Raw genomic sequence first — 18,818 nt, forward strand, 5'->3', positions numbered from 1 at the left:
TCAAGCTTTCTAAAAAAGAGAAATAATGTTTAGTAGATTTATTCACAGACCCGTATTTGCGATAGTAATTTCTATTATTATCGTTTTTATAGGTTCGCTCGCGATCAAGCAGCTACCTATATCACAGTTCCCGCAAATCGCACCCACCACGGTCAATATATTTATAGCCTATCCCGGAGCAAGTGCAGATGTATTAGTAAAATCAACCTTAGTAACTCTTGAGAACTCCATTAACGGGGTACAAGGGATGCGCTATATGGCCACCGATGCGACCAGTGCCGGTGAAGCAACCCTGAGAATTATTTTTGAACCCGGTACAGACCCCAACCAAGCGGTTGTACGGGTTAAGACCAGGGTTGACCAGGTTATGCCCCTCTTGCCCGAATTGGTTCAGCGAGAAGGGGTAGTTATTACACCCATACAGCCTAGTATGTTGATGTATGTGAACCTGTATTCTAAGGAAAAAAGTATGGATGAAAAATTTCTGTACAATTATGCCAACGTAAAAATGATACCAGAGATCAACCGTCTTAAAGGGGTTGCACGATCTCAGATTTTAGGTAGCCGCAGATATGCCATGCGTGTGTGGTTAAATCCAGACCGTATGCGTGCTTACAACATTTCGGTAGACGAAGTAATGGAAGCGATGCAGGAGCAAAGTATCGTAGGTAGACCGGGACGTCTGGGACGAAGTTCAGGTATTGAGGCACAGTCCTTAGAATATGTATTGACTTATAAAGGAAGGTATAATGAGCCTTCACAGTATGAGAATATCATCATCAGAGCGAATTCTGAAGGTGAAAGCATCAAGCTTAAAGATATTGGTAAAGTAGAATTGGGTAGTGAATTTTTTGATATTTATTCCAACTTAGACGGTCATCCTTCCGCAGCTATTGTATTGAAACAAAACTATGGTAGTAATGCAAGTGAGGTAATTGAAGAGGTGAAAGAAAAGCTTGAAGAAATGAAAGCTGATTTCCCTCCCGGAATGGATTATAAGATTAGTTATGACGTTTCTAAATTCTTAGACTCTTCGATAGAGCAAGTTATAGATACACTTCGAGATGCCTTTATATTAGTGGCTCTGGTAGTATTTATTTTCTTAGGAGACTGGCGTTCTACATTGATCCCAATTATTGCGGTGCCGGTTTCTTTGATCGGGGCATTCTTTGTCATTCAATTCTTCGGGATATCAATAAATATGGTGACGCTCTTTGCACTCGTACTCGCCATTGGTATTGTGGTGGATGATGCGATTGTCGTCGTTGAGGCGGTGCATGCCAAGTTTGAAGAGCATCCGCATATATCACCGTATAAAGCAGTACAGCAGGTTCTTGGTGAAATAAGTGGTGCGATTATCGCGATCACCGGGGTTATGGTTTCGGTGTTCCTGCCTATTTCCTTTATGTCAGGACCGGTAGGTACCTTCTATAGACAGTTCTCGATCACTATGGCAAGTTCTATTGTGATTTCAGCATTAATCGCGCTTACCCTTACGCCGGTACTGTGTGCTATGCTCTTGAAAAACAATCATGGTAAAGAGAAAAAACGCAATATTTTAACCCGTTCATTGGATAAATTCAATAGTGTTTTTGACAAGCTTACTGGTAAATATGTGATTCTTCTTAAGAAAATTGTTAGCAGACGCTGGTTGACTTTTGGAATTTTAATCGCCTTTTGTATTGGTATTTTTGTGCAAAGTCAATATCTGCCTTCCGGGTTTATACCTAGTGAAGATCAGGGTACTATTTATGCGATTATTCAGACGCCTCCGGGTGCAACATTAGAGCGTACCAATAAAGTTTCTTTGGAGCTTCAGAAAATTGCTGAGCACGTAGACGGTGTAGAATCTGTTTCGTCACTAGCGGGTTATGAGATCATGACTGAAGGGCGTGGTTCTAACGCAGGTACGTGTTTGATCAACTTAAAAACCTGGTCAGAGCGTGAGCATTCGGTTACCGAAATTATGGAAGAGCTTGAGGAAAAATCTAAAGGTCTTGGAGCAGTAATCGAGTTTTTTGAACCGCCTGCAATCCCAGGTTTTGGTTCTTCTGGTGGTTTCTCTATGCGTTTATTAGATGAAAATACTGAAACTGATTATCAGGATTTTGATAAGATCAATCAAGAGTTTATAGAACACTTAAAAGAGCGTAAAGAACTTACGGGTGTGTTTACCTTTTTTGCAGCAAATTATCCGCAGTACGAGTTAGAAATTAATAACGATTTGGCTATGCAAAAAGGAGTTTCTGTAGGAGATGCTATGGAAAACCTAAACATTATGATAGGTAGTACTTATGAGCAAGGCTTTATCAAGTTTGGACGTTTCTTCAAGGTGTATGTACAGTCTGATCCTAAGTTTAGAAGACTTCCTTCTGATGTTTTAAACATGTTTGTAAAGAATGATGAAGGCGAAATGGTGCCGTATTCAGCATTTATGAAGCTGGTTAAAACACAAGGTCCTAACGAAGTTACACGCTTTAATATGTATAATTCTGCTGCGATCAGAGGGCTTCCGGCTCCCGGTTATACCACAGCAGATGCTATTGAAGCCATACGCGAAGTTGCCGCAACCACATTGCCTAAAGGTTATGATATTGGTTGGGAAGGGCTTTCTTATGACGAGGCTAATCGTGGTAACGAGTCTATCTATATTTTCTTAATTGTATTGGTATTTGTGTATTTCGTTCTGGCAGCACAATACGAGAGTTTTATTATACCGTTAGCTGTGGTGTTATCACTACCGGTGGGAGTATTTGGCTCGTTTATGGTGCTCAAGATGATGGGACTTCAGAATGACATTTACGCGCAGATAGGTCTTATCATGCTGGTAGGTCTTCTGGGTAAAAATGCCGTGCTTATCGTAGAATTTGCCGTCTTAAAACGCTCGCAGGGCGCGACGATATTAGACGCCGCGATAGAAGGTGCAAAAGTACGTTTCAGACCTATTTTAATGACTTCGTTTGCTTTTATCGCCGGTTTGATTCCGTTGCTGTTTGCTTCAGGAGCAGGAGCTATAGGTAATCACACTATTGGTGGTTCTGCACTGGGAGGTATGTTATTTGGTACCATCTTCGGGGTTGTTATTGTTCCCGGATTGTACTTCATATTTGGTTCTCTTGCAGACGGAAGAAAATTAATTAAAGATGAAGAAGACGGTTCTTTAACAGAGGGCTTTGTACACGAAATAGATAGTTTTTCAAATTCAGAAGAAGATGATCAAGAAGATAAATAAAACCTCATATATATTTAGCGCAGTGGTATGTGTTTTACTGGCTTTTTCAGCTTGTAAAACACCCAGTGCACTAGAACGGGAGGTCGATTTAAAAGAACTTCCTCAAAACTTTGCCAGAGGCAATGCAGATACTACAAATACGGCATTGATACAATGGAAGGAGTATTTTACAGACCCTTATCTGACGCGGCTTATTGATTCTGCTTTGGTAAACAATCAGGAGTTGAATATGATGCTTCAGGAGATTGCGGTTTCTAAGTCTGAAATCAGAGCCAAAAAAGGAGAATACTTACCTTTTGTAGGTTTTGGTGCAGGTGCCGAAACGGAAAAAGTAGGTAGATATACGAGTCAGGGTGCTAGTGATGCAAATACGGATATCAGACCCGGACAAGAATTTCCGGATCCGTTGCCTAATTATGAATTTGGATTAAAGGCGACCTGGGAATTAGACATCTGGAAGAAGTTGCGCAATGCTAAAAAGGCAGTAGTTTTCAATTATTTATCAAGTGTTGAAGGCAGAAACTTTATGGTTACGCAATTAGTAGGCGAGATCGCTGAAAGTTATTATGAGCTTCTTGCTCTTGATAACCAGCTTGAAATCGTAAACCGAAACATTGAGATACAGGGTAATGCTTATCGCATTGTGCGTTTACAAAAAGAAGCGGCTCGAGCTACAGGACTTGCGGTGAGTAAGTTTGAAGCTGAAGTTTTACACACTAAGAGTTTGCAGTTTGATATTCAGCAGCGCATTGTAGAAGCAGAAAACCGCATCAACTTTCTAGTAGGTCGTTTTCCGCAGCACGTAGAACGCAGTTCAGAACAATTGTTAACAATGGTTCCTAAGGTAATTCAAGCGGGTATTCCTGCCCAATTGCTCGAAAACCGGACTGATGTAAAACAAGCAGAACTGGCTTTAGAAGCTTCTAAATTGAATGTGAAAGTGGCTAAAGCTCGTTTTTATCCATCATTAGGTATTTCTGCAGGAGTAGGTTTTGAGGCGTTCAATCCTAAGTATTTATTAGATACCCCAGAGTCTTTATTATATACTATCGCAGGTGAATTGACCGCGCCGTTGATCAACAGGAATGAGATTAAAGCTTTGTATGCAAGTGCAAGTGCCAAGCAGGTACAGGCGGTTTACGATTATGAAAAAACCGTATTGAATGCCTATATCGAAGTGGCCAATCAGCTTGCTAAGGTGGATAACCTGAGTAAAAGTTTTGATCTGAAATCTCAGGAAGTTGAAGCGTTGAACCGCTCGGTTAATATATCGGGTCAGTTGTTTTCATCGGCACGCGCAGATTATATGGAAGTCTTGATGACCCAGCGTGATGCTTTAGAATCCAACTTTGAATTAGTAGAAACCAAAATGGATCAGATGAACGCTTATGTGCATATGTACCAAGCACTAGGTGGTGGCTGGAACTAAGATTTAGTTAGTGTTGAGGTGGTTTGCAGCACTTCTTCTTGATATCGGAAGTGTTTCAAACTAGAAACCGCCCGGAGGTGATGTCCCGGGCGGTTTTTTATTGGCACCGCCAAAGGGTTTAATAACCCAATGCTTGCCTCAAAATTAAAAAATTGTCCCTAACGAATGCCTAGTGGGCCTGCCTTTGTCGGCAGACAGGCTTGTCCCGAGGTAGTTCACTTCAGTTCAATTAAGGATCGAGGTAATTTTATACCACATCTAAATTCGTTTCGTTATTTTAGAAATTCAGAAACTTAAGCGATGAAACCATTTGTAAAAGAAGATTCTATAGTCCGTGAAATTTGGGGTAAAAGCGATACGGTTTTGCTCATTTTTGCCGGTGCAGCAGCAGAGTTTGCATTAAACAAAGCTGTGGACTGGTTATACTTTACAGGCAAGCTTCCTGCAGATCCATTAGGGCGTTTGTTCTCTACCGTGACTTACGCGCGTAACATTATTTTTGCTGAAGAAGCACACGCGCATCAAACTATAGATTCCATTTACCACATTCACAAAGCAGTTGAGCAGAAGCGGGATGCTACGATACCAGACTGGGCTTATCGCGATGTGTTGTTTATGCTTATTCACTATTCTATCGCTTCATACGAAGTCTTAGAACGGAAGCTTATAGCTGTGGAAAAGCAAGAAGTTTATGATGTATTTTATCGTTTTGGAGAGCAAATGCAATTAAAAGACCTCGCTCCTGATTATGTAAGTTGGTTAACGCAACGTGAAGAACATTTAAACAACAATCTAAAGAAAAGCGATTATACTGAAGATTTATTTAAACAGTATAAAAAGCATTTGGGCAGCATTCGCTATTTCTTTTTAATCGAAGGGCAGAAATTACTCATACCTGAACAGGTGAGCATACTACTCGGTTTTAAGCGTTTTTCGATGTTAACGCCAATTATCCCAATTTATAAATTGAGCCGAAGTCTGAAACTGGATGTACTTGTAAAAGCTCTTTTGTTGCCGGAAAGTTACAAAGAGCAGATTAATGAGATTGATGTGGCGGTTTGAATTTACTCACTATATTTAGTTAACTTACTACATTAAATTTTGATATAATAGGCTTAATGAGTTTTAAAATTCCAAAGAATATTAAAAAAAGAGTTACTCAAGTATATAGCAGCTTTTTCTTTTGTAACGGGGTTATTTCTGAATTGTATTACCTGAATTTAGAATCTTTAAAAGATGAAGTAAATTTTATCAATAATCATACTTTTCAATGGTATAAAATTAGCCTTCAATATATGTTTATAGTTGAATATTGCAAGCTTTTGGAGTCTGGGGAGGTAGAAATAGTAAAGAGAATTTTGCATCCTTATTCAAATTAGATTAAGCTGTTAAACATATAGTTAAAGACAGTCATCCATTTAATAAGATGAATTTAGAAAGTTTGATTCTAGGTGTTAAAAATTCCGATTTTGCTAATGAGATGAGAATACTAAGAGATAAAAAGTATGCACATTCTGAAAATTCAATGTTATTCTCACCATTGAAAATTAAAGTGTTTTCTAAAAATGAAATTGATGAAGCAATTATAAGTCTAAAATCAATAGTTGAAATCTTCAATGAAATTACACTTGTATTTGATAAAACTTATGATTCTGAGGTACCTTCAAGAGACAATCGTACAGAAAATTTTATTCGGTTTCAAGCGAAATATAAAACAAACTACTTCGATAATATGAGAAGAATATAAAAGAGCGATCTCAAACGAGTCGCTCTTTTATATTTCTTCTATGTTCTAACATCTCACATCTAAATGATCGTACTCTGTCCCATATGGATGTTGTTGAAATTGCGGTTGGTATCATCTGGATGGGTGATATAATCTGCAATAAAGTCTCCAACTTTAGTCGTGGTAAAAGGTTTTTTAGGATTGATATCTCCGGTTGTAATTCCCAATTCCAGAGATTTTTCAACTGCGTTTTCAATCGCATCTGCTTCTTTATGCAAATCTAAATGACGCAACATCATCGCAGCAGAAAGTATAGAAGCGAGCGGATTTGCAATATTCTTTCCTGTCGCTTGTGGAAATGAGCCGTGAATAGGTTCAAACATCCCCACAGTACTTCCTACAGAAGCCGAAGCTAACAATCCGATAGAACCACCAATTACCGATGCTTCATCAGAAATGATATCACCAAATAAGTTTTCGGTTAAAATCACATCAAACTGACTTGGGTTTAGAATCATTTGCATCGCAGCGTTGTCGACAAATAAGAAATCCAATGCTACATCGTCGTATTCTTTTGCGATTTCAGTGACGGTTTTTCGCCATAGACGTGAAGTTTCGAGTACGTTTGCCTTGTCAACAAGGGTTAATTTTTTTCTTCGGTTTTGCGCTTCTTTAAAAGCCAAATGTGCAATTCTACTGATTTCTTCTACAGAATACGAGCAGCCGTCGCTTGCAACTTGACCGTCATCACTCAGGTGTTTATCACCGAAGTAAATTCCACCAGTCAGTTCCCGATAGATTGAAATGTCAGTCCCGCTGATGATTTCTCTTTTTAAAGGCGAATTTTCAATCAAACGCTCATAGGCCTTTACCGGTCTGATGTTGCAGAATAAACCTAAAGACTTACGTAGCTTTAATAAGCCTTGTTCCGGTCTTACTTTTGCAGACGGATCGTTGTCGTATTTAGGATGGCCAATAGCGCCAAAAAGCACCGCATCACTTTCCTTGCACAAATCGATTGTATCGTCTGGTAAGGGATTTCCGGTCTCATCAATCGCACAGGCGCCAACCAATGCTTTTGTAAACTTAAATGTATGGTCGTAGACGTCAGCAATCGCGTCAAGTGCTTTTACTGCTTGCTCGGTAACTTCAGGGCCGATACCGTCTCCTGCTAAAAGTGCAATATTGAATTTCATATTCTGTTTTTTTATTGGCACTGCCAAAGGGTTTAATACCCCAAGGCTTGCCTTGAAATTGAAAATTTGTTTTTAAGGAATGCCTCGTGGGCCTGCCTTTGTTGGCAGACAGGCTTGCCCCGAGGTAATTTACTCCAAAACCTCACAAGTTCTGAAAACAGGTGAGGTTTTAATGTTGTTTTATGATGTGGCGCTTGTCGCGCTTTGTTTTTGTCCTGTTTTACACCGTAGCTTTTTCACGCTCAAAAGCTTCGATTTGTTCTTTTTTACTGATTAAAAAGTCAATGTCATCGTAGCCATTAATCATACATACTTTTTTATATGGATCGATCTCAAATTCTAAATCACCGGCAGGTGAAGTCAATATCTGATTTTCCAGATCGATTGTAAGTTTAGTATCGGGTTTGTCTTTTATAGTCTGAAGCAATTCCTTTAAATACTCAGGAGTCACTTGTATAGGTAAGATACCGTTATTTAGCGCATTACCCTTAAAAATGTCAGCAAAAAAGCTGCTGATCACCACTTTAAATCCGTAGCCTCCAATTGCCCACGCAGCGTGTTCTCTACTAGAACCACAGCCAAAGTTATCTCCGGCAACCAGAATTGAGCCGTTGTAGGTATCGTCATTGAGTACAAAATCTTTGTTTTCGTTACCCTCGTGGTCGTATCTCCAATCGCGGAATACATTATCTCCAAAACCTTTTTTATCAGTAGATTTTAAGAAACGGGCAGGTATGATCTGATCGGTATCTATATTTTCAATAGGTAACGGAACAGCAGTATCGGTAAGTTTTATAAACTTTTCCATCTAGTTTAATTGTTTTGTAATGTCTGTAATTTTTCCGGCAACGGCAGTGGCTGCAGCCATAAGCGGACTCGCCAAAATCGTACGCGCACCCTGACCTTGTCTTCCTTCAAAGTTTCGGTTAGAGGTAGAAACACAATATTCACCTTCCGGTATTTTATCATCGTTCATCGCTAAGCATGCCGAGCAACCCGGTTGTCTCAGTGCAAATCCAGCTTCGGTAAAAACCTTATCTAATCCTTCTTCAACAAGCTGCTTGGCAACCTGCTGCGATCCCGGAACCAACCACGCATTTACATTCACCGCTTTTTGTTTTCCTTTTACGTAATCTGCCGCAATGCGGAAATCTTCTATACGCGAATTGGTACAACTCCCTATAAACACATAATTGATAGGCTTGTCGATCAAGCTTTCTCCTTTTTTAAAGTTCATATAGGCCAAAGCCTTCTCCAGATTCACATCCTCTTTATCAGGAATGTTACCGGTCACTTTAATACCCATTCCCGGGTTTGTACCGTAAGTAACCATAGGTTCGATGTCTTCTGCATCAAAAGAGTATTCTTTATCAAAAACAGCATCAGCATCAGTAGGAAGTGTTTTCCAGTAGGCTAATTTGTTTTCCCACTCAGCACTTTCAGGAGCAAACTCGCGACCTTGTACATAGTCAAAAGTAGTCTGATCAGGAGCGATCATTCCGCCACGCGCCCCCATTTCGATACTCATATTACAAACGGTCATACGACCTTCCATAGACATTTCTTCAAAAACGTTTCCGGCATACTCACAGAAATAACCTGTACCAGCATTGGTACCAATTTTTGAAATCACATAAAGAATAACATCTTTAGGCAATACATTCGGTTTTAGTTTTCCGTTAACATTAACGCGGAGACTTTTTGGTTTGGTTAATAACAAACACTGACTCGCAAAAACTTGTGCTACCTGACTCGTACCTATACCAAAAGCAATGGTACCAAAAGCACCGTGAGTAGAGGTGTGGCTATCTCCACAAACCATCGTCATCCCTGGTTGAGTAATACCAAGCTCAGGAGCCATCACGTGTACAATACCGTTATATTTATGTCCCAGACCGTAAAGTGTAATACCGTGTTTCTCACAGTTTTCTGTAAGTTGCTTTAGTTGATTTCTTGAAAGCACATCACGCACCGGTAAGTGCTGATCTACTGTAGGTGTATTGTGATCTGCAGTCGCCATAATCTGATTTGGACGTGCTACAGGAATGCCACGCTCTTCTAATTCTGAAAAGGCCTGTGGGCTGGTCACCTCGTGAATAAGGTGTTTGTCTATATAAAGTACTTGTGGTCCATTAGGCACCGTATCTACCACGTGTGCGTCCCAGACTTTATCAAATAAGGTTTTTCCTGCCATTTTAATGTGATTAGTTCCGTAGAACTTTAATAGTATTTGAAAAAATAAGGATTCTTATGATGAAGAATCCTTATGTGAAATTTTGATTTGTATTGAATTAAGCCTCAACCTGAGTCTGAATATTTACTTCTTTCATAATGTCATGAATATCTTCATCTAAGATTTCCTTCTGCTTGTCAGCAAATTTAAGAAACACATTATAAACGTCATCTAACTGAACCTTGGTTAATTCGTAACCCACTTTCTTAGATCGATACGCTAAAGCAGCACGACCGCTACGAGCGGTAAGCACGATAGCACTTTCGGTAACACCAACTACTTCGGGATCCATAATCTCATACGTCTCGCGATTTTTGATCACACCATCCTGATGGATACCAGAACTGTGCGCAAAAGCGTTAGAGCCAACAACGGCTTTGTTAGGCTGTACCGGCATTCCCATTTTATCACTCACCATTTTACTGGTATCCCAAAGTAAACGGGAGTTGATATCGGTATCTAAACCTAAAGTAGGATGCTGACGTAAAATCATCACCACTTCTTCTAAAGCGGTGTTTCCTGCACGTTCACCAATACCATTAATGGTACATTCTATTTGACGCGCACCGTTTATTACCCCGGCAATCGAATTCGCTGTTGCTAAGCCCAAGTCGTTATGACAGTGACAAGAAAGAATTGCTTTATCAATACCTTTTACATGTTCTCTAAGGTATTTCATTTTAGCACCATATTCTTCCGGAAGGCAATATCCCGTAGTATCTGGTATGTTTAAAACTGTTGCACCCGCTTTAATTGCAGCTTCACAAACACGAGCTAAATATTCGTTGTCTGTACGACCGGCATCTTCAGCATAAAACTCAACATCTTCAACAAAAGTTTTCGCATAAGCTACAGCTTCGTAAGCGCGCTTAATGATGTCTTCCCGATTAGACTTGAATTTATATTTTATGTGTGAGTCGCTGGTACCAATACCCGTATGTATACGAGGCTTTACAGCGTGTTTAAGCGCTTCAGCAGCAACTTCTATATCTTTTTTAACGGCGCGAGTAAGACCACAAACCGTAGCGTTCTTTACCAGACGCGCAATTTGATCAACAGAATTAAAATCACCGGGACTAGAAATAGGGAAACCGGCCTCAATAACATCAACGCCCAGTAAATCGAGACGTTCTGCTATAATCAGTTTTTGATTGGTGTCTAATTTGCAGCCCGGGACTTGCTCCCCGTCTCTAAGCGTCGTGTCAAAAATTTGGACTTTGTTATCGGTCATAGTGCTTTTTTTCTCAATTTAAGTGTGAATATATATATTGGTAGTACTTTTGAAGTTCCTAACGGCAAATAACCTACGATGTTTAAGTAAATTTGTCTTTGTTTAAATAATTGATATACAGTTTTTTATGCGTAAAATCATTACAACAGCAAATGATTCAAAAGATTCTCTTTACATTCTGATAAAGTCGTTATCTAAGTCTGAAAAGCGTCAGTTTAAATTATATGTAGGCCGTTTAGACGGAAATGCAGATTCTAAATATTTGCAGCTTTTTAATCTGCTGGATAAAATGAATTCGTATAACGAAAGCGAGATTTTTAAGAATAACATCGTAAAAAAACAACAGCTCTCTAACCTGAAAGCGCACCTTTATAAGCAGATTTTAATATCGCTAAGGCTGAGTCCGGCGCATCAAAATATACGGGTTCAAATACGAGAGCAACTTGATTTTGCTACGGTTTTGTACCAAAAAGGTTTGTATCAACAAAGCTTGAAATTATTGGAGAAAGCCAAACATATGGCTATTGAAAATGAAGAGAAAAATGTGGCCTATGAAATTGTAGAACTTGAGAAGGTTATTGAAACGCAATACATCACCCGTAGTATGAGCACCCGCGCAGAGGAATTGGCGCAGGAAGCAAAGATTTTGAGTGAGCAAAACCTAATGACCAGCAAGCTTTCTAATTTGTCTATTCAACTTTATGGGTTGATGCTCAAAACCGGTTATGTGCGCAGCGATGAAGAAAGACGGGAGATCACTGCATTTTTTACCGAATCGATGCCTAAATACAAAATGAGTACGTTGGGTTTTCGCGAAAAACTCTGGTTGTATAAAGCGTATCTCTGGTACAGTTTTTTGATTCAGGATTTTTTATCCTGTTTTAAATATGCTACGCGTTATGTAGAACTTTTTGAAGAAAGTCCGGCGATGATTGCCCGCAATCCGGTGTTTTATTTAAAAGGAAATCATTACTTATTAGAATCCCTTTTTTACTTAAAACATCATACCAAATTTGAAGAGGTCCTTAAAAGCCTTGAGATGCGCCTGCAATCAACAGATTTTCCAACAAGCGATAATCTCGAGATTTTAGAGTTTTTATATGTGTATTCGCATAAACTGAACTTAAAGTTTATGGTGGGTGATTTTAGTACCAGCGATGGCTTGATTGAAAAGATTGAAAAGTATCTGAAGCAAAACGGTCAGCGGATGGATGAGCACCACATTATGGTGTTCTACTATAAGATTGCGAGTTTGTATTTTGGTAATGGACAAAACAAAAAGTGTATTGAGTATTTAGGAAAAATCATTCATAATAAATCGCTTAAAATGCGTGAAGATTTGATGTGTTTCTCCCGCATTCTTAATCTTGTTGCGCATTATGAAGCTGGAATGGATTACCATCTGGAAACCTTGCTGAAGAGTACTTATAAGTTCTTAATTAAGATGAATGACCTACACGAAGTTCAAAAGGAAATGATAAAATTCCTTAGAAATCTGGGAGATATTTTCCCAAATGAATTAAAAGCCGAGTTTAAAAAATTGCGCAAGCGCCTGGAGGTTTATGAAGAAGATCCTTATGAGCGCCGGGCTTTCTTATACCTTGACATTCTTTCCTGGTTAGATAGTAGAATAGAAGCCAGACCTGTAGCCGAAATAATTAAGGAAAAAGCAATGCTGTTGAATCGATAAAGACATATCCAGTATTACAATTAAAATCAAATATTTATGAACGTACTCTCAAATGGCCAAAATTTAAGAATCATAAATTTGATAATTGTGACCTACTTTTTTCTGCTATGGCTTGTCAATTATTACAAAATAGAATCAGGAATCATAAGATTTTTTGGAGAATTGCTCACGATACCTTTTTTAATTGCTCAATTGGTGTTTTTAGTTTTGGGAGCACTTTATTTGAAAAAGCATCCTAAAGATTATATAACCTTAGGAAGTTATTTACTTTTAATGAGTTCTATGACCGCAATTATAACTAGTTTTTTCTAAGAAAACAGATACTCCTTTTGCCAAACCAACCTAATTCTTTTATAAAAAACATTCTTCAGCTCAATCTGGCGATGCTTTTAGTGAGCACCAGTGGCGTGCTGGGACGCGCGGTCAGTTTACCTCCGGTTGTTACAATAGGTTGGCGCGCTTTACTTGCTGTTGTATTCTTAGCTGTTTTTTTGAAGTGGAAAAAAATCTCTTTTAAGATTGAAAAAGGAGATCGCAAACAGGTTTTTTTAGGTGGAATTTTATTGGGTATCCATTGGGTGGCTTATTTCAAAGCCTTACAACTGAGCAATGTTGCGATAGGGATGCTTACCATTTTTACGTACCCGGCATTGACGAGTATTTTAGAGCCTTTGCTTTTACGGTTACCGTTTCAGAGAATTCATTTGTTTTTAGGACTATTGGTTTTAGGCGGAATCGCATTACTCATACCTGATCTGGATTTTGAAAATGAATATACACAAGCGGTTGCTTTTGGGCTGGGTTCTGCCTTAGCGTATGCATTACGCAATATATTGATGAAAAAGCAAGTCTCGCGTTATCACGGAAGCTTGCTGATGCTATATCAGGCATTAATTATCGGTGTTTTGTTGATCCCATTTAGTTTTCAAACCACACCTCAGGCACTTCAGGAGAATTTGATCTGGATTATAGCTTTAGCACTTCTTACTACGGCATTAGGGCATACGTTATTCCTGTTGACCTTTCGGTATTTTTCCATAACAACAGCGAGTATCATCAGTAGCGTTCAACCGGTTTATGGTATTTTATTAGGGATTTTAATTTTAGGAGAAGTGCCTAAGATACTGACACTTACAGGTGGTTTACTCATTATTAGTGCAGTCGTTGTAGAAAGCTTACGCAGTGCAAAAGGGAAGGGGTAAAGAAGCCAGAGGTCTTCTTGTTTTTATGAAGTCTAAATATAAAAAATTCAATATCAGTTATTTGTATTGCTTCTAAGAGCAAGTCTGAGTAATTTAATATTCTATTAATCCTTAAAGACAAATACAATGGCAATCAGACTAGGAAATAGTTGCTCAAATTGTGATAATTTGACAGCATCAAACGAATGTAAATTACACGGAGTACACGTAACAGCAGGATATACTTGTGACAGCTTTGAAATGAAAGCAGCACTTAAAAATGATCCTAATTGTGCAAATTGTGCACGTTTTCACGGGCCAACCTGTGCTAACCCACAAAAAGCAGCACCAGAAATGCTTTGCTCACACTGGGCTCCTAATAACAATATGGCTTAAATATTAAGCAAATTATAAAAATAAGAAAGCCTGCTATTTAGCGGGCTTTCTTATTGGCACCGCCAAAGGGTTTAATACCCGGAAGCTTGCTTCGAAATAGAAAATTTGTTTTTAACAAATGCCTCCGTGGGCCTGCCTTTTTCGGCAGACAGGCTTACCCCGAGGTAATTTACTAGCTGATACACGCGTTCCAGATTGAATCCTCGGTGGGTGGTTCTGCAACAAAAGTCATTTCTTCCTTTTTTACGGGATGGGTAATAACCAATTTACGGGAGTGTAAATGAATGCTTCCGTCTTTATTGCTTCGGTCTGCACCGTATTTTAAATCTCCCTTAATTGAACAGCCAATCGCAGATAATTGAGAACGGATCTGATGATGCCTTCCGGTATGCAAATCTATTTCCAGCAGGTAATAATTATTCAATTCCTTGATAATCTTATAATCTAAGATTCCTTTTTTACTATCGGGAACCTCGTTGATATGGCTGTAGGATTTATTTTGTTTTGGGTTTCGCTTTAGATAGTGAATAAGCGTATCTGTTTTTTTTGGTGGAGCATCTTTAACGACTGCCCAATATGTTTTTTTAGCTTCTTTCTGAGCAAATAATTTATTGAGACGAGGTAAGGCTTTAGAGGTACGGGCGAAGACAACTATTCCACTAGTCGGTCTGTCCAGACGGTGTACCACACCCAGATAAACAGCTCCCGGTTTGTCGTATTTTTCTGCGATATAACTCTTTACAACTTCGCTTAACGGCTCGTCTCCGGTTTTATCACCCTGAACAATATCACCCGGTCTTTTATTGATGACAATAATGTGATTGTCTTCATAAATAACCTGAAGGTTGTCTTTTGTGCTGTGTGGATTTGTAATCAAGGTTCAATGTTCAAGATTTTGGAAATACATTTTTATCTAATCGATGATTTTCAAATACTTCTAAAGCAGTTTTTAAAAATCCGATTAAACCTATTCCAAAAATTAATATTCCAATAGATAATTGTTGTAATTTCTCATAAGCAGAACTAAAATATCCAAAAATTCCAATAGCTATAGTAGAGAAAGTCATTAAACTTAAAACGCCAATTGCAACTTTGCCTTTTTTGGGGTTTTCCCAAATTTTTTTAGAGAAATTATTCTGGGTTTTTGTCGTGTCTTGTAATGTAGAAATGCTTATTCCTAAACCCATAAATATGAGTGTGTAATTATAATTCTCAAAAATTATATCTGGATTCTCTTTTAGATAGTCAAATCCTTTCAAGTAAGGAGCCAAAGCATAGAATAAACCAATCAACATTAATGGATATTGAAGATAGCTTATTAATTGAAAAATCTTTCTATAGTTCATAAGGGAAATTATATTCTAGATGAAAGCATTCCAAAAGTAGCTATATTTTAGACTTCCCACTTTATATTTTTTAGTACTGCTCGTCATCACTCGGGAAATCTACCGCTTTTACATCAGAAATGTATTGCTCAAAAGCTCCGGTCATTTGCGTGTGCAGATCCAGATATCTTCTTAAAAAGCGCGGACTGAACTCCTGGCTCATTCCCAGCATATCGTGCATCACCAAAACCTGTCCGTCAACACCATTACCGGCACCAATGCCTATTACCGGAATTGTTAAACTTTCGGCTACTTCTTTAGCAAGCTTGCTGGGTACTTTTTCCAGTACAACGGCAAAACATCCTATTTTCTCAAGAAGTAGAGCATCGTCTTTCAGTTTTTGAGCTTCTGCTTCTTCTTTAGCGCGTACGGTATATGTACCAAATTTATATATAGACTGTGGAGTAAGTCCCAAATGTCCCATTACAGGAATTCCGGCATTTAGAATACGTTTGATAGATTCTTTAATTTCTTTACCACCTTCTAATTTCAAAGCATGTCCGCCGCTTTCTTTCATAATGCGTATAGCAGAGCGAAGCGCTTCTTTAGGATCACTTTGATAACTCCCAAAAGGTAAATCAACTACAACCAGAGATCTTTTAATGGCTCTTATAACCGAAGATGCATGGTAGATCATCTGATCAAGTGTGATGGGTAGCGTAGTCTCATGACCTGCCATCACATTAGAAGCTGAGTCGCCTACCAAAATCACATCTATACCAGCGCGGTCAACAATCTTTGCCATTGTATAATCATAAGCCGTAAGCATTGCGATTTTTTCACCGTGACTTTTCATCTCGGTAAGTGATTTAACGGTTATTCTTTTGTATTCTTTTTTTGCTGCAGACATAGCACAATTTTTAAATGCGGGTAAAAGTAGTAAATTACTAGATAATCGAGATAAAATGGGCTTAGAGCTTCTCGTGAATTGAAAAACAGAATTTTAATCAACTGTTTATGCTGTTGTCTTGAAGCAGTTTAGCAAATGGTATTTTATGAAAAGAATTGTAGTGCTACTCGTTTTGATGTCTATGAATTATTTGCATGCACAAGAAGATACGTATCCTGAAGAAACGGTGGTCGCTTTTTTTAATGCTTTTCATCAGCAAGATACACTAGCCCTAAAAGAATTGGTATACGATACCATAAAAATGCAGTCCGTTCAAGCTAAGCCAGATGGTACGGTAAAGATTTCTACCAGTGGTTTTAACGCCTTTTTAAAATCGATAGCCTCTATTCCTCAGGGAGTGAATTTTGAAGAGCGTATTCTGGATTATCAGGTGCGTTTAGACGGATTGATGGCTAATGTGTGGACACCTTATGAGTTTTATATTAATGGTGAAATGAGCCATTGCGGGGTGAATAGTTTTCAACTGATTTGGGTAGATAAACACTGGAAGGTATTTTACATTGTAGATACCCGAAAATCAGAAAGCTGCGAATAATCATTTTGCAGTTTTAAAGTAATTAATCTTTATTCGATAATCGAGATTTAAATGTTCTGAGGCTTGCCTCGAAGCCAAAAGCTGTTTCCTTTTAATAGCTTGTGGGCTTAGCCCGGGCGGTTTACTCACCCCCAAAAAATAACCGTATAGTTGTTAGAAAATAACGAACTAGCAATCACTCAAAGCCACATTTACGGCCAGACCGCCTTCACTGGTTTCTTTGTACTTAGAATTCATGTCTTTTGCAGTTTGCCACATCGTCTCTATTACTTTATCTAAAGGCACTTTTGCATTCCTTGAATCGGTATCCAAAGCCATTTCACAAGCGTTGATCGCTTTGATTGCTCCCATTGCATTACGCTCTATACAGGGTATTTGTACCAGGCCTCCAATAGGATCGCAAGTAAGTCCCAGGTGATGTTCCATTGCGATTTCACTCGCCATAAGAACTTGCTCTGGAGTGCCGCCCATCAGTTCGGTAAGTGCTCCTGCAGCCATTGCACTAGAGACTCCTATCTCTGCCTGGCAACCGCCCATAGCAGCAGAAATGGTAGCTCCTTTTTTAAAGAGACTGCCTATTTCGCCGGCTACCAGCATAAATTGTTTGACATCATTAAAGTTGGCATCGTGATTTTCAATAACCATATAATACATCATCACAGCCGGTATAACCCCTGCGCTTCCGTTTGTGGGTGCGGTTACCACGCGTCCCAGAGAAGCATTGACTTCGTTAACCGCAAGAGCAAAACAGGATACCCATTTAAGTATTTGTCTGAATTTTACTTCGGTGCTACGAATGGCGGTAATCCATTCTTCAGGCGTGGTGTATTGACGATCTCCAATAAGGGTTTTGTGCGTGTCAAAAGCTCTGCGACGTACGTTGAGTCCGCCGGGTAATGTTCCTTCTGTATGACAGCCGGTGTACATCGAGTCAAGCATCACTTCCCAGATTTGTTTCAGCTTAAAATCTATTTCTTCTTCAGACGCTAATGATTGTTCATTTGCCATCACAACCTCCGAAATTTTAAGATTTTCGGTATTGCAAAAAGCCAGTAATTCTTTCCCGGATTGTACCGGAAATGGAAATTCTTTCAGTTTTTCTTGCTTGGCTTTAGAGCGCAGGCGTTCTTCCTGCACCACAAAACCACCGCCTATAGAATAATAGGTTTCTGAAGTGCGTTTACCGGTATTCAGTTTTGCTCGAAAAGTGATTCCGTTAGGATGAAATTCTTTGAATTTTTTATTGAAAACAATAGCGCTTTTAGAATCAAAATCAATTTCGGTTTCGCTATTCAATTGAATCTTCTTTGTGGTTTCTATACGCTCAATAACCTTAGGGATATCTTCTATAGGAAAGCGTTGCGGATCTAAACCTTCTAAACCCAAAAGTACCGCAATATCAGTTGCATGGCCTTTACCGGTAAGCGATAAGGAGCCGTAGAGTTCTACTGTAATATCAGTAATGCTATCAAATTTGTTTTTCGCTTTCAGCTTATCAATCCATCGTAAGGCTGCTCTCCACGGTCCCAAAGTGTGTGAACTAGACGGTCCCACACCAATCTTAAGCATATCAAAAACGCTGATACTTTCTATTTTACGCATACTGAGAATTTGGTGTCAAATATAGAATAATTCATAGAGCTGAAAATCTAATATTGTCTTGTAAATTAACTG

17 protein-coding genes are annotated in these 18,818 nt (G+C 38.9%); 9 read left to right on the forward strand and 8 right to left on the reverse strand.

The window, feature by feature from the left end:
• The first annotated feature begins 25 nt into the window (after positions 1 to 25).
• The 4 genes from BUB91_RS02910 to BUB91_RS02930 all read left to right on the forward strand — a co-directional run bounded on the left by BUB91_RS02910 (position 26) and on the right by BUB91_RS02930 (position 6,408).
• On the forward strand, positions 26 to 3,232 hold the full coding sequence (locus BUB91_RS02910; protein WP_073096770.1) for an efflux RND transporter permease subunit: 3,207 nt from the start codon (positions 26 to 28) through the stop codon (positions 3,230 to 3,232).
• On the forward strand, positions 3,213 to 4,661 hold the full coding sequence (locus BUB91_RS02915; RefSeq protein ID WP_073096772.1) for a TolC family protein: 1,449 nt from the start codon (positions 3,213 to 3,215) through the stop codon (positions 4,659 to 4,661). The genes BUB91_RS02910 and BUB91_RS02915 overlap by 20 nt, the downstream gene beginning before the upstream one ends.
• Before the next feature lie 300 nt (positions 4,662 to 4,961).
• Positions 4,962 to 5,723, forward strand: a complete 762-nt coding sequence (locus BUB91_RS02920) for an oxygenase MpaB family protein (RefSeq protein WP_073096775.1) — start codon at positions 4,962 to 4,964, stop codon at positions 5,721 to 5,723.
• Positions 5,724 to 6,087: 364 nt separating this feature from the next.
• Positions 6,088 to 6,408 carry a hypothetical protein gene (locus tag BUB91_RS02930; RefSeq protein WP_073096782.1) on the forward strand — a complete coding sequence of 107 codons (321 nt, stop codon included), beginning with the start codon at positions 6,088 to 6,090 and terminating at the stop codon, positions 6,406 to 6,408.
• A 59-nt stretch (positions 6,409 to 6,467) separates the two neighbouring features.
• Here the strand turns inward: BUB91_RS02930 and leuB are convergent, their stop codons facing one another.
• The 4 genes from leuB to BUB91_RS02950 form a co-directional block, all read right to left on the reverse strand.
• On the reverse strand, positions 6,468 to 7,583 hold the full coding sequence (leuB, locus tag BUB91_RS02935) for a 3-isopropylmalate dehydrogenase (protein ID WP_073096785.1): 1,116 nt from the start codon (positions 7,581 to 7,583) through the stop codon (positions 6,468 to 6,470).
• 220 nt (positions 7,584 to 7,803) lie between these two features.
• Positions 7,804 to 8,391, reverse strand: a complete 588-nt coding sequence (gene leuD, locus BUB91_RS02940; RefSeq protein WP_073096788.1) for a 3-isopropylmalate dehydratase small subunit — start codon at positions 8,389 to 8,391, stop codon at positions 7,804 to 7,806.
• The gene (gene leuC / locus BUB91_RS02945) at positions 8,392 to 9,777 is read right to left on the reverse strand and encodes a 3-isopropylmalate dehydratase large subunit (RefSeq protein WP_073096791.1); all 1,386 of its coding nucleotides are present in this window, start codon (positions 9,775 to 9,777) and stop codon (positions 8,392 to 8,394) included.
• 97 nt (positions 9,778 to 9,874) lie between these two features.
• Complete coding sequence (locus tag BUB91_RS02950) at positions 9,875 to 11,047, reverse strand: 2-isopropylmalate synthase (RefSeq protein ID WP_073096794.1); 1,173 nt, start codon at positions 11,045 to 11,047, stop codon at positions 9,875 to 9,877.
• A 127-nt stretch (positions 11,048 to 11,174) separates the two neighbouring features.
• Between BUB91_RS02950 and BUB91_RS02955 the strand changes: the two genes are divergently transcribed.
• From BUB91_RS02955 to BUB91_RS02970, 4 genes are all read left to right on the forward strand, one after another.
• The gene (locus BUB91_RS02955; RefSeq protein WP_073096797.1) at positions 11,175 to 12,737 is read left to right on the forward strand and encodes a hypothetical protein; all 1,563 of its coding nucleotides are present in this window, start codon (positions 11,175 to 11,177) and stop codon (positions 12,735 to 12,737) included.
• A gap of 87 nt (positions 12,738 to 12,824) precedes the next feature.
• Complete coding sequence (locus tag BUB91_RS02960) at positions 12,825 to 13,049, forward strand: hypothetical protein (protein WP_128759289.1); 225 nt, start codon at positions 12,825 to 12,827, stop codon at positions 13,047 to 13,049.
• 17 nt (positions 13,050 to 13,066) lie between these two features.
• On the forward strand, positions 13,067 to 13,939 hold the full coding sequence (locus tag BUB91_RS02965; RefSeq protein WP_317041324.1) for a DMT family transporter: 873 nt from the start codon (positions 13,067 to 13,069) through the stop codon (positions 13,937 to 13,939).
• A 126-nt stretch (positions 13,940 to 14,065) separates the two neighbouring features.
• The gene (locus BUB91_RS02970) at positions 14,066 to 14,314 is read left to right on the forward strand and encodes a hypothetical protein (protein ID WP_073096806.1); all 249 of its coding nucleotides are present in this window, start codon (positions 14,066 to 14,068) and stop codon (positions 14,312 to 14,314) included.
• Positions 14,315 to 14,486: 172 nt separating this feature from the next.
• Here BUB91_RS02970 and BUB91_RS02975 read toward each other — a convergent pair whose 3' ends face one another.
• The 3 genes from BUB91_RS02975 to panB all read right to left on the reverse strand — a co-directional run bounded on the left by BUB91_RS02975 (position 14,487) and on the right by panB (position 16,549).
• The gene (locus BUB91_RS02975; protein WP_073097185.1) at positions 14,487 to 15,188 is read right to left on the reverse strand and encodes an RluA family pseudouridine synthase; all 702 of its coding nucleotides are present in this window, start codon (positions 15,186 to 15,188) and stop codon (positions 14,487 to 14,489) included.
• A 13-nt stretch (positions 15,189 to 15,201) separates the two neighbouring features.
• Positions 15,202 to 15,660: a hypothetical protein gene (locus BUB91_RS02980; RefSeq protein WP_073096809.1), complete on the reverse strand. Its 459-nt coding sequence runs from the start codon at positions 15,658 to 15,660 to the stop codon at positions 15,202 to 15,204.
• Positions 15,661 to 15,730: 70 nt separating this feature from the next.
• Positions 15,731 to 16,549, reverse strand: coding sequence for a 3-methyl-2-oxobutanoate hydroxymethyltransferase (panB, locus tag BUB91_RS02985; RefSeq protein WP_073096813.1), 819 nt, complete (start codon positions 16,547 to 16,549; stop codon positions 15,731 to 15,733).
• A 145-nt stretch (positions 16,550 to 16,694) separates the two neighbouring features.
• Here panB and BUB91_RS02990 point away from each other — a divergent pair, with 145 nt between their 5' ends.
• Positions 16,695 to 17,144 carry a 3-methyl-2-oxobutanoate hydroxymethyltransferase gene (locus BUB91_RS02990; protein ID WP_073096815.1) on the forward strand — a complete coding sequence of 150 codons (450 nt, stop codon included), beginning with the start codon at positions 16,695 to 16,697 and terminating at the stop codon, positions 17,142 to 17,144.
• 168 nt (positions 17,145 to 17,312) lie between these two features.
• On the opposite strand, the gene BUB91_RS02995 is transcribed toward BUB91_RS02990, so the two are convergent.
• Positions 17,313 to 18,746, reverse strand: coding sequence for an L-serine ammonia-lyase (locus BUB91_RS02995; protein WP_073096818.1), 1,434 nt, complete (start codon positions 18,744 to 18,746; stop codon positions 17,313 to 17,315).
• Positions 18,747 to 18,818: the final 72 nt, after the last annotated feature.

This window comes from Leeuwenhoekiella marinoflava DSM 3653 (genome assembly GCF_900129005.1).
Classification (GTDB): Bacteria; Bacteroidota; Bacteroidia; order Flavobacteriales; family Flavobacteriaceae; genus Leeuwenhoekiella; species Leeuwenhoekiella marinoflava.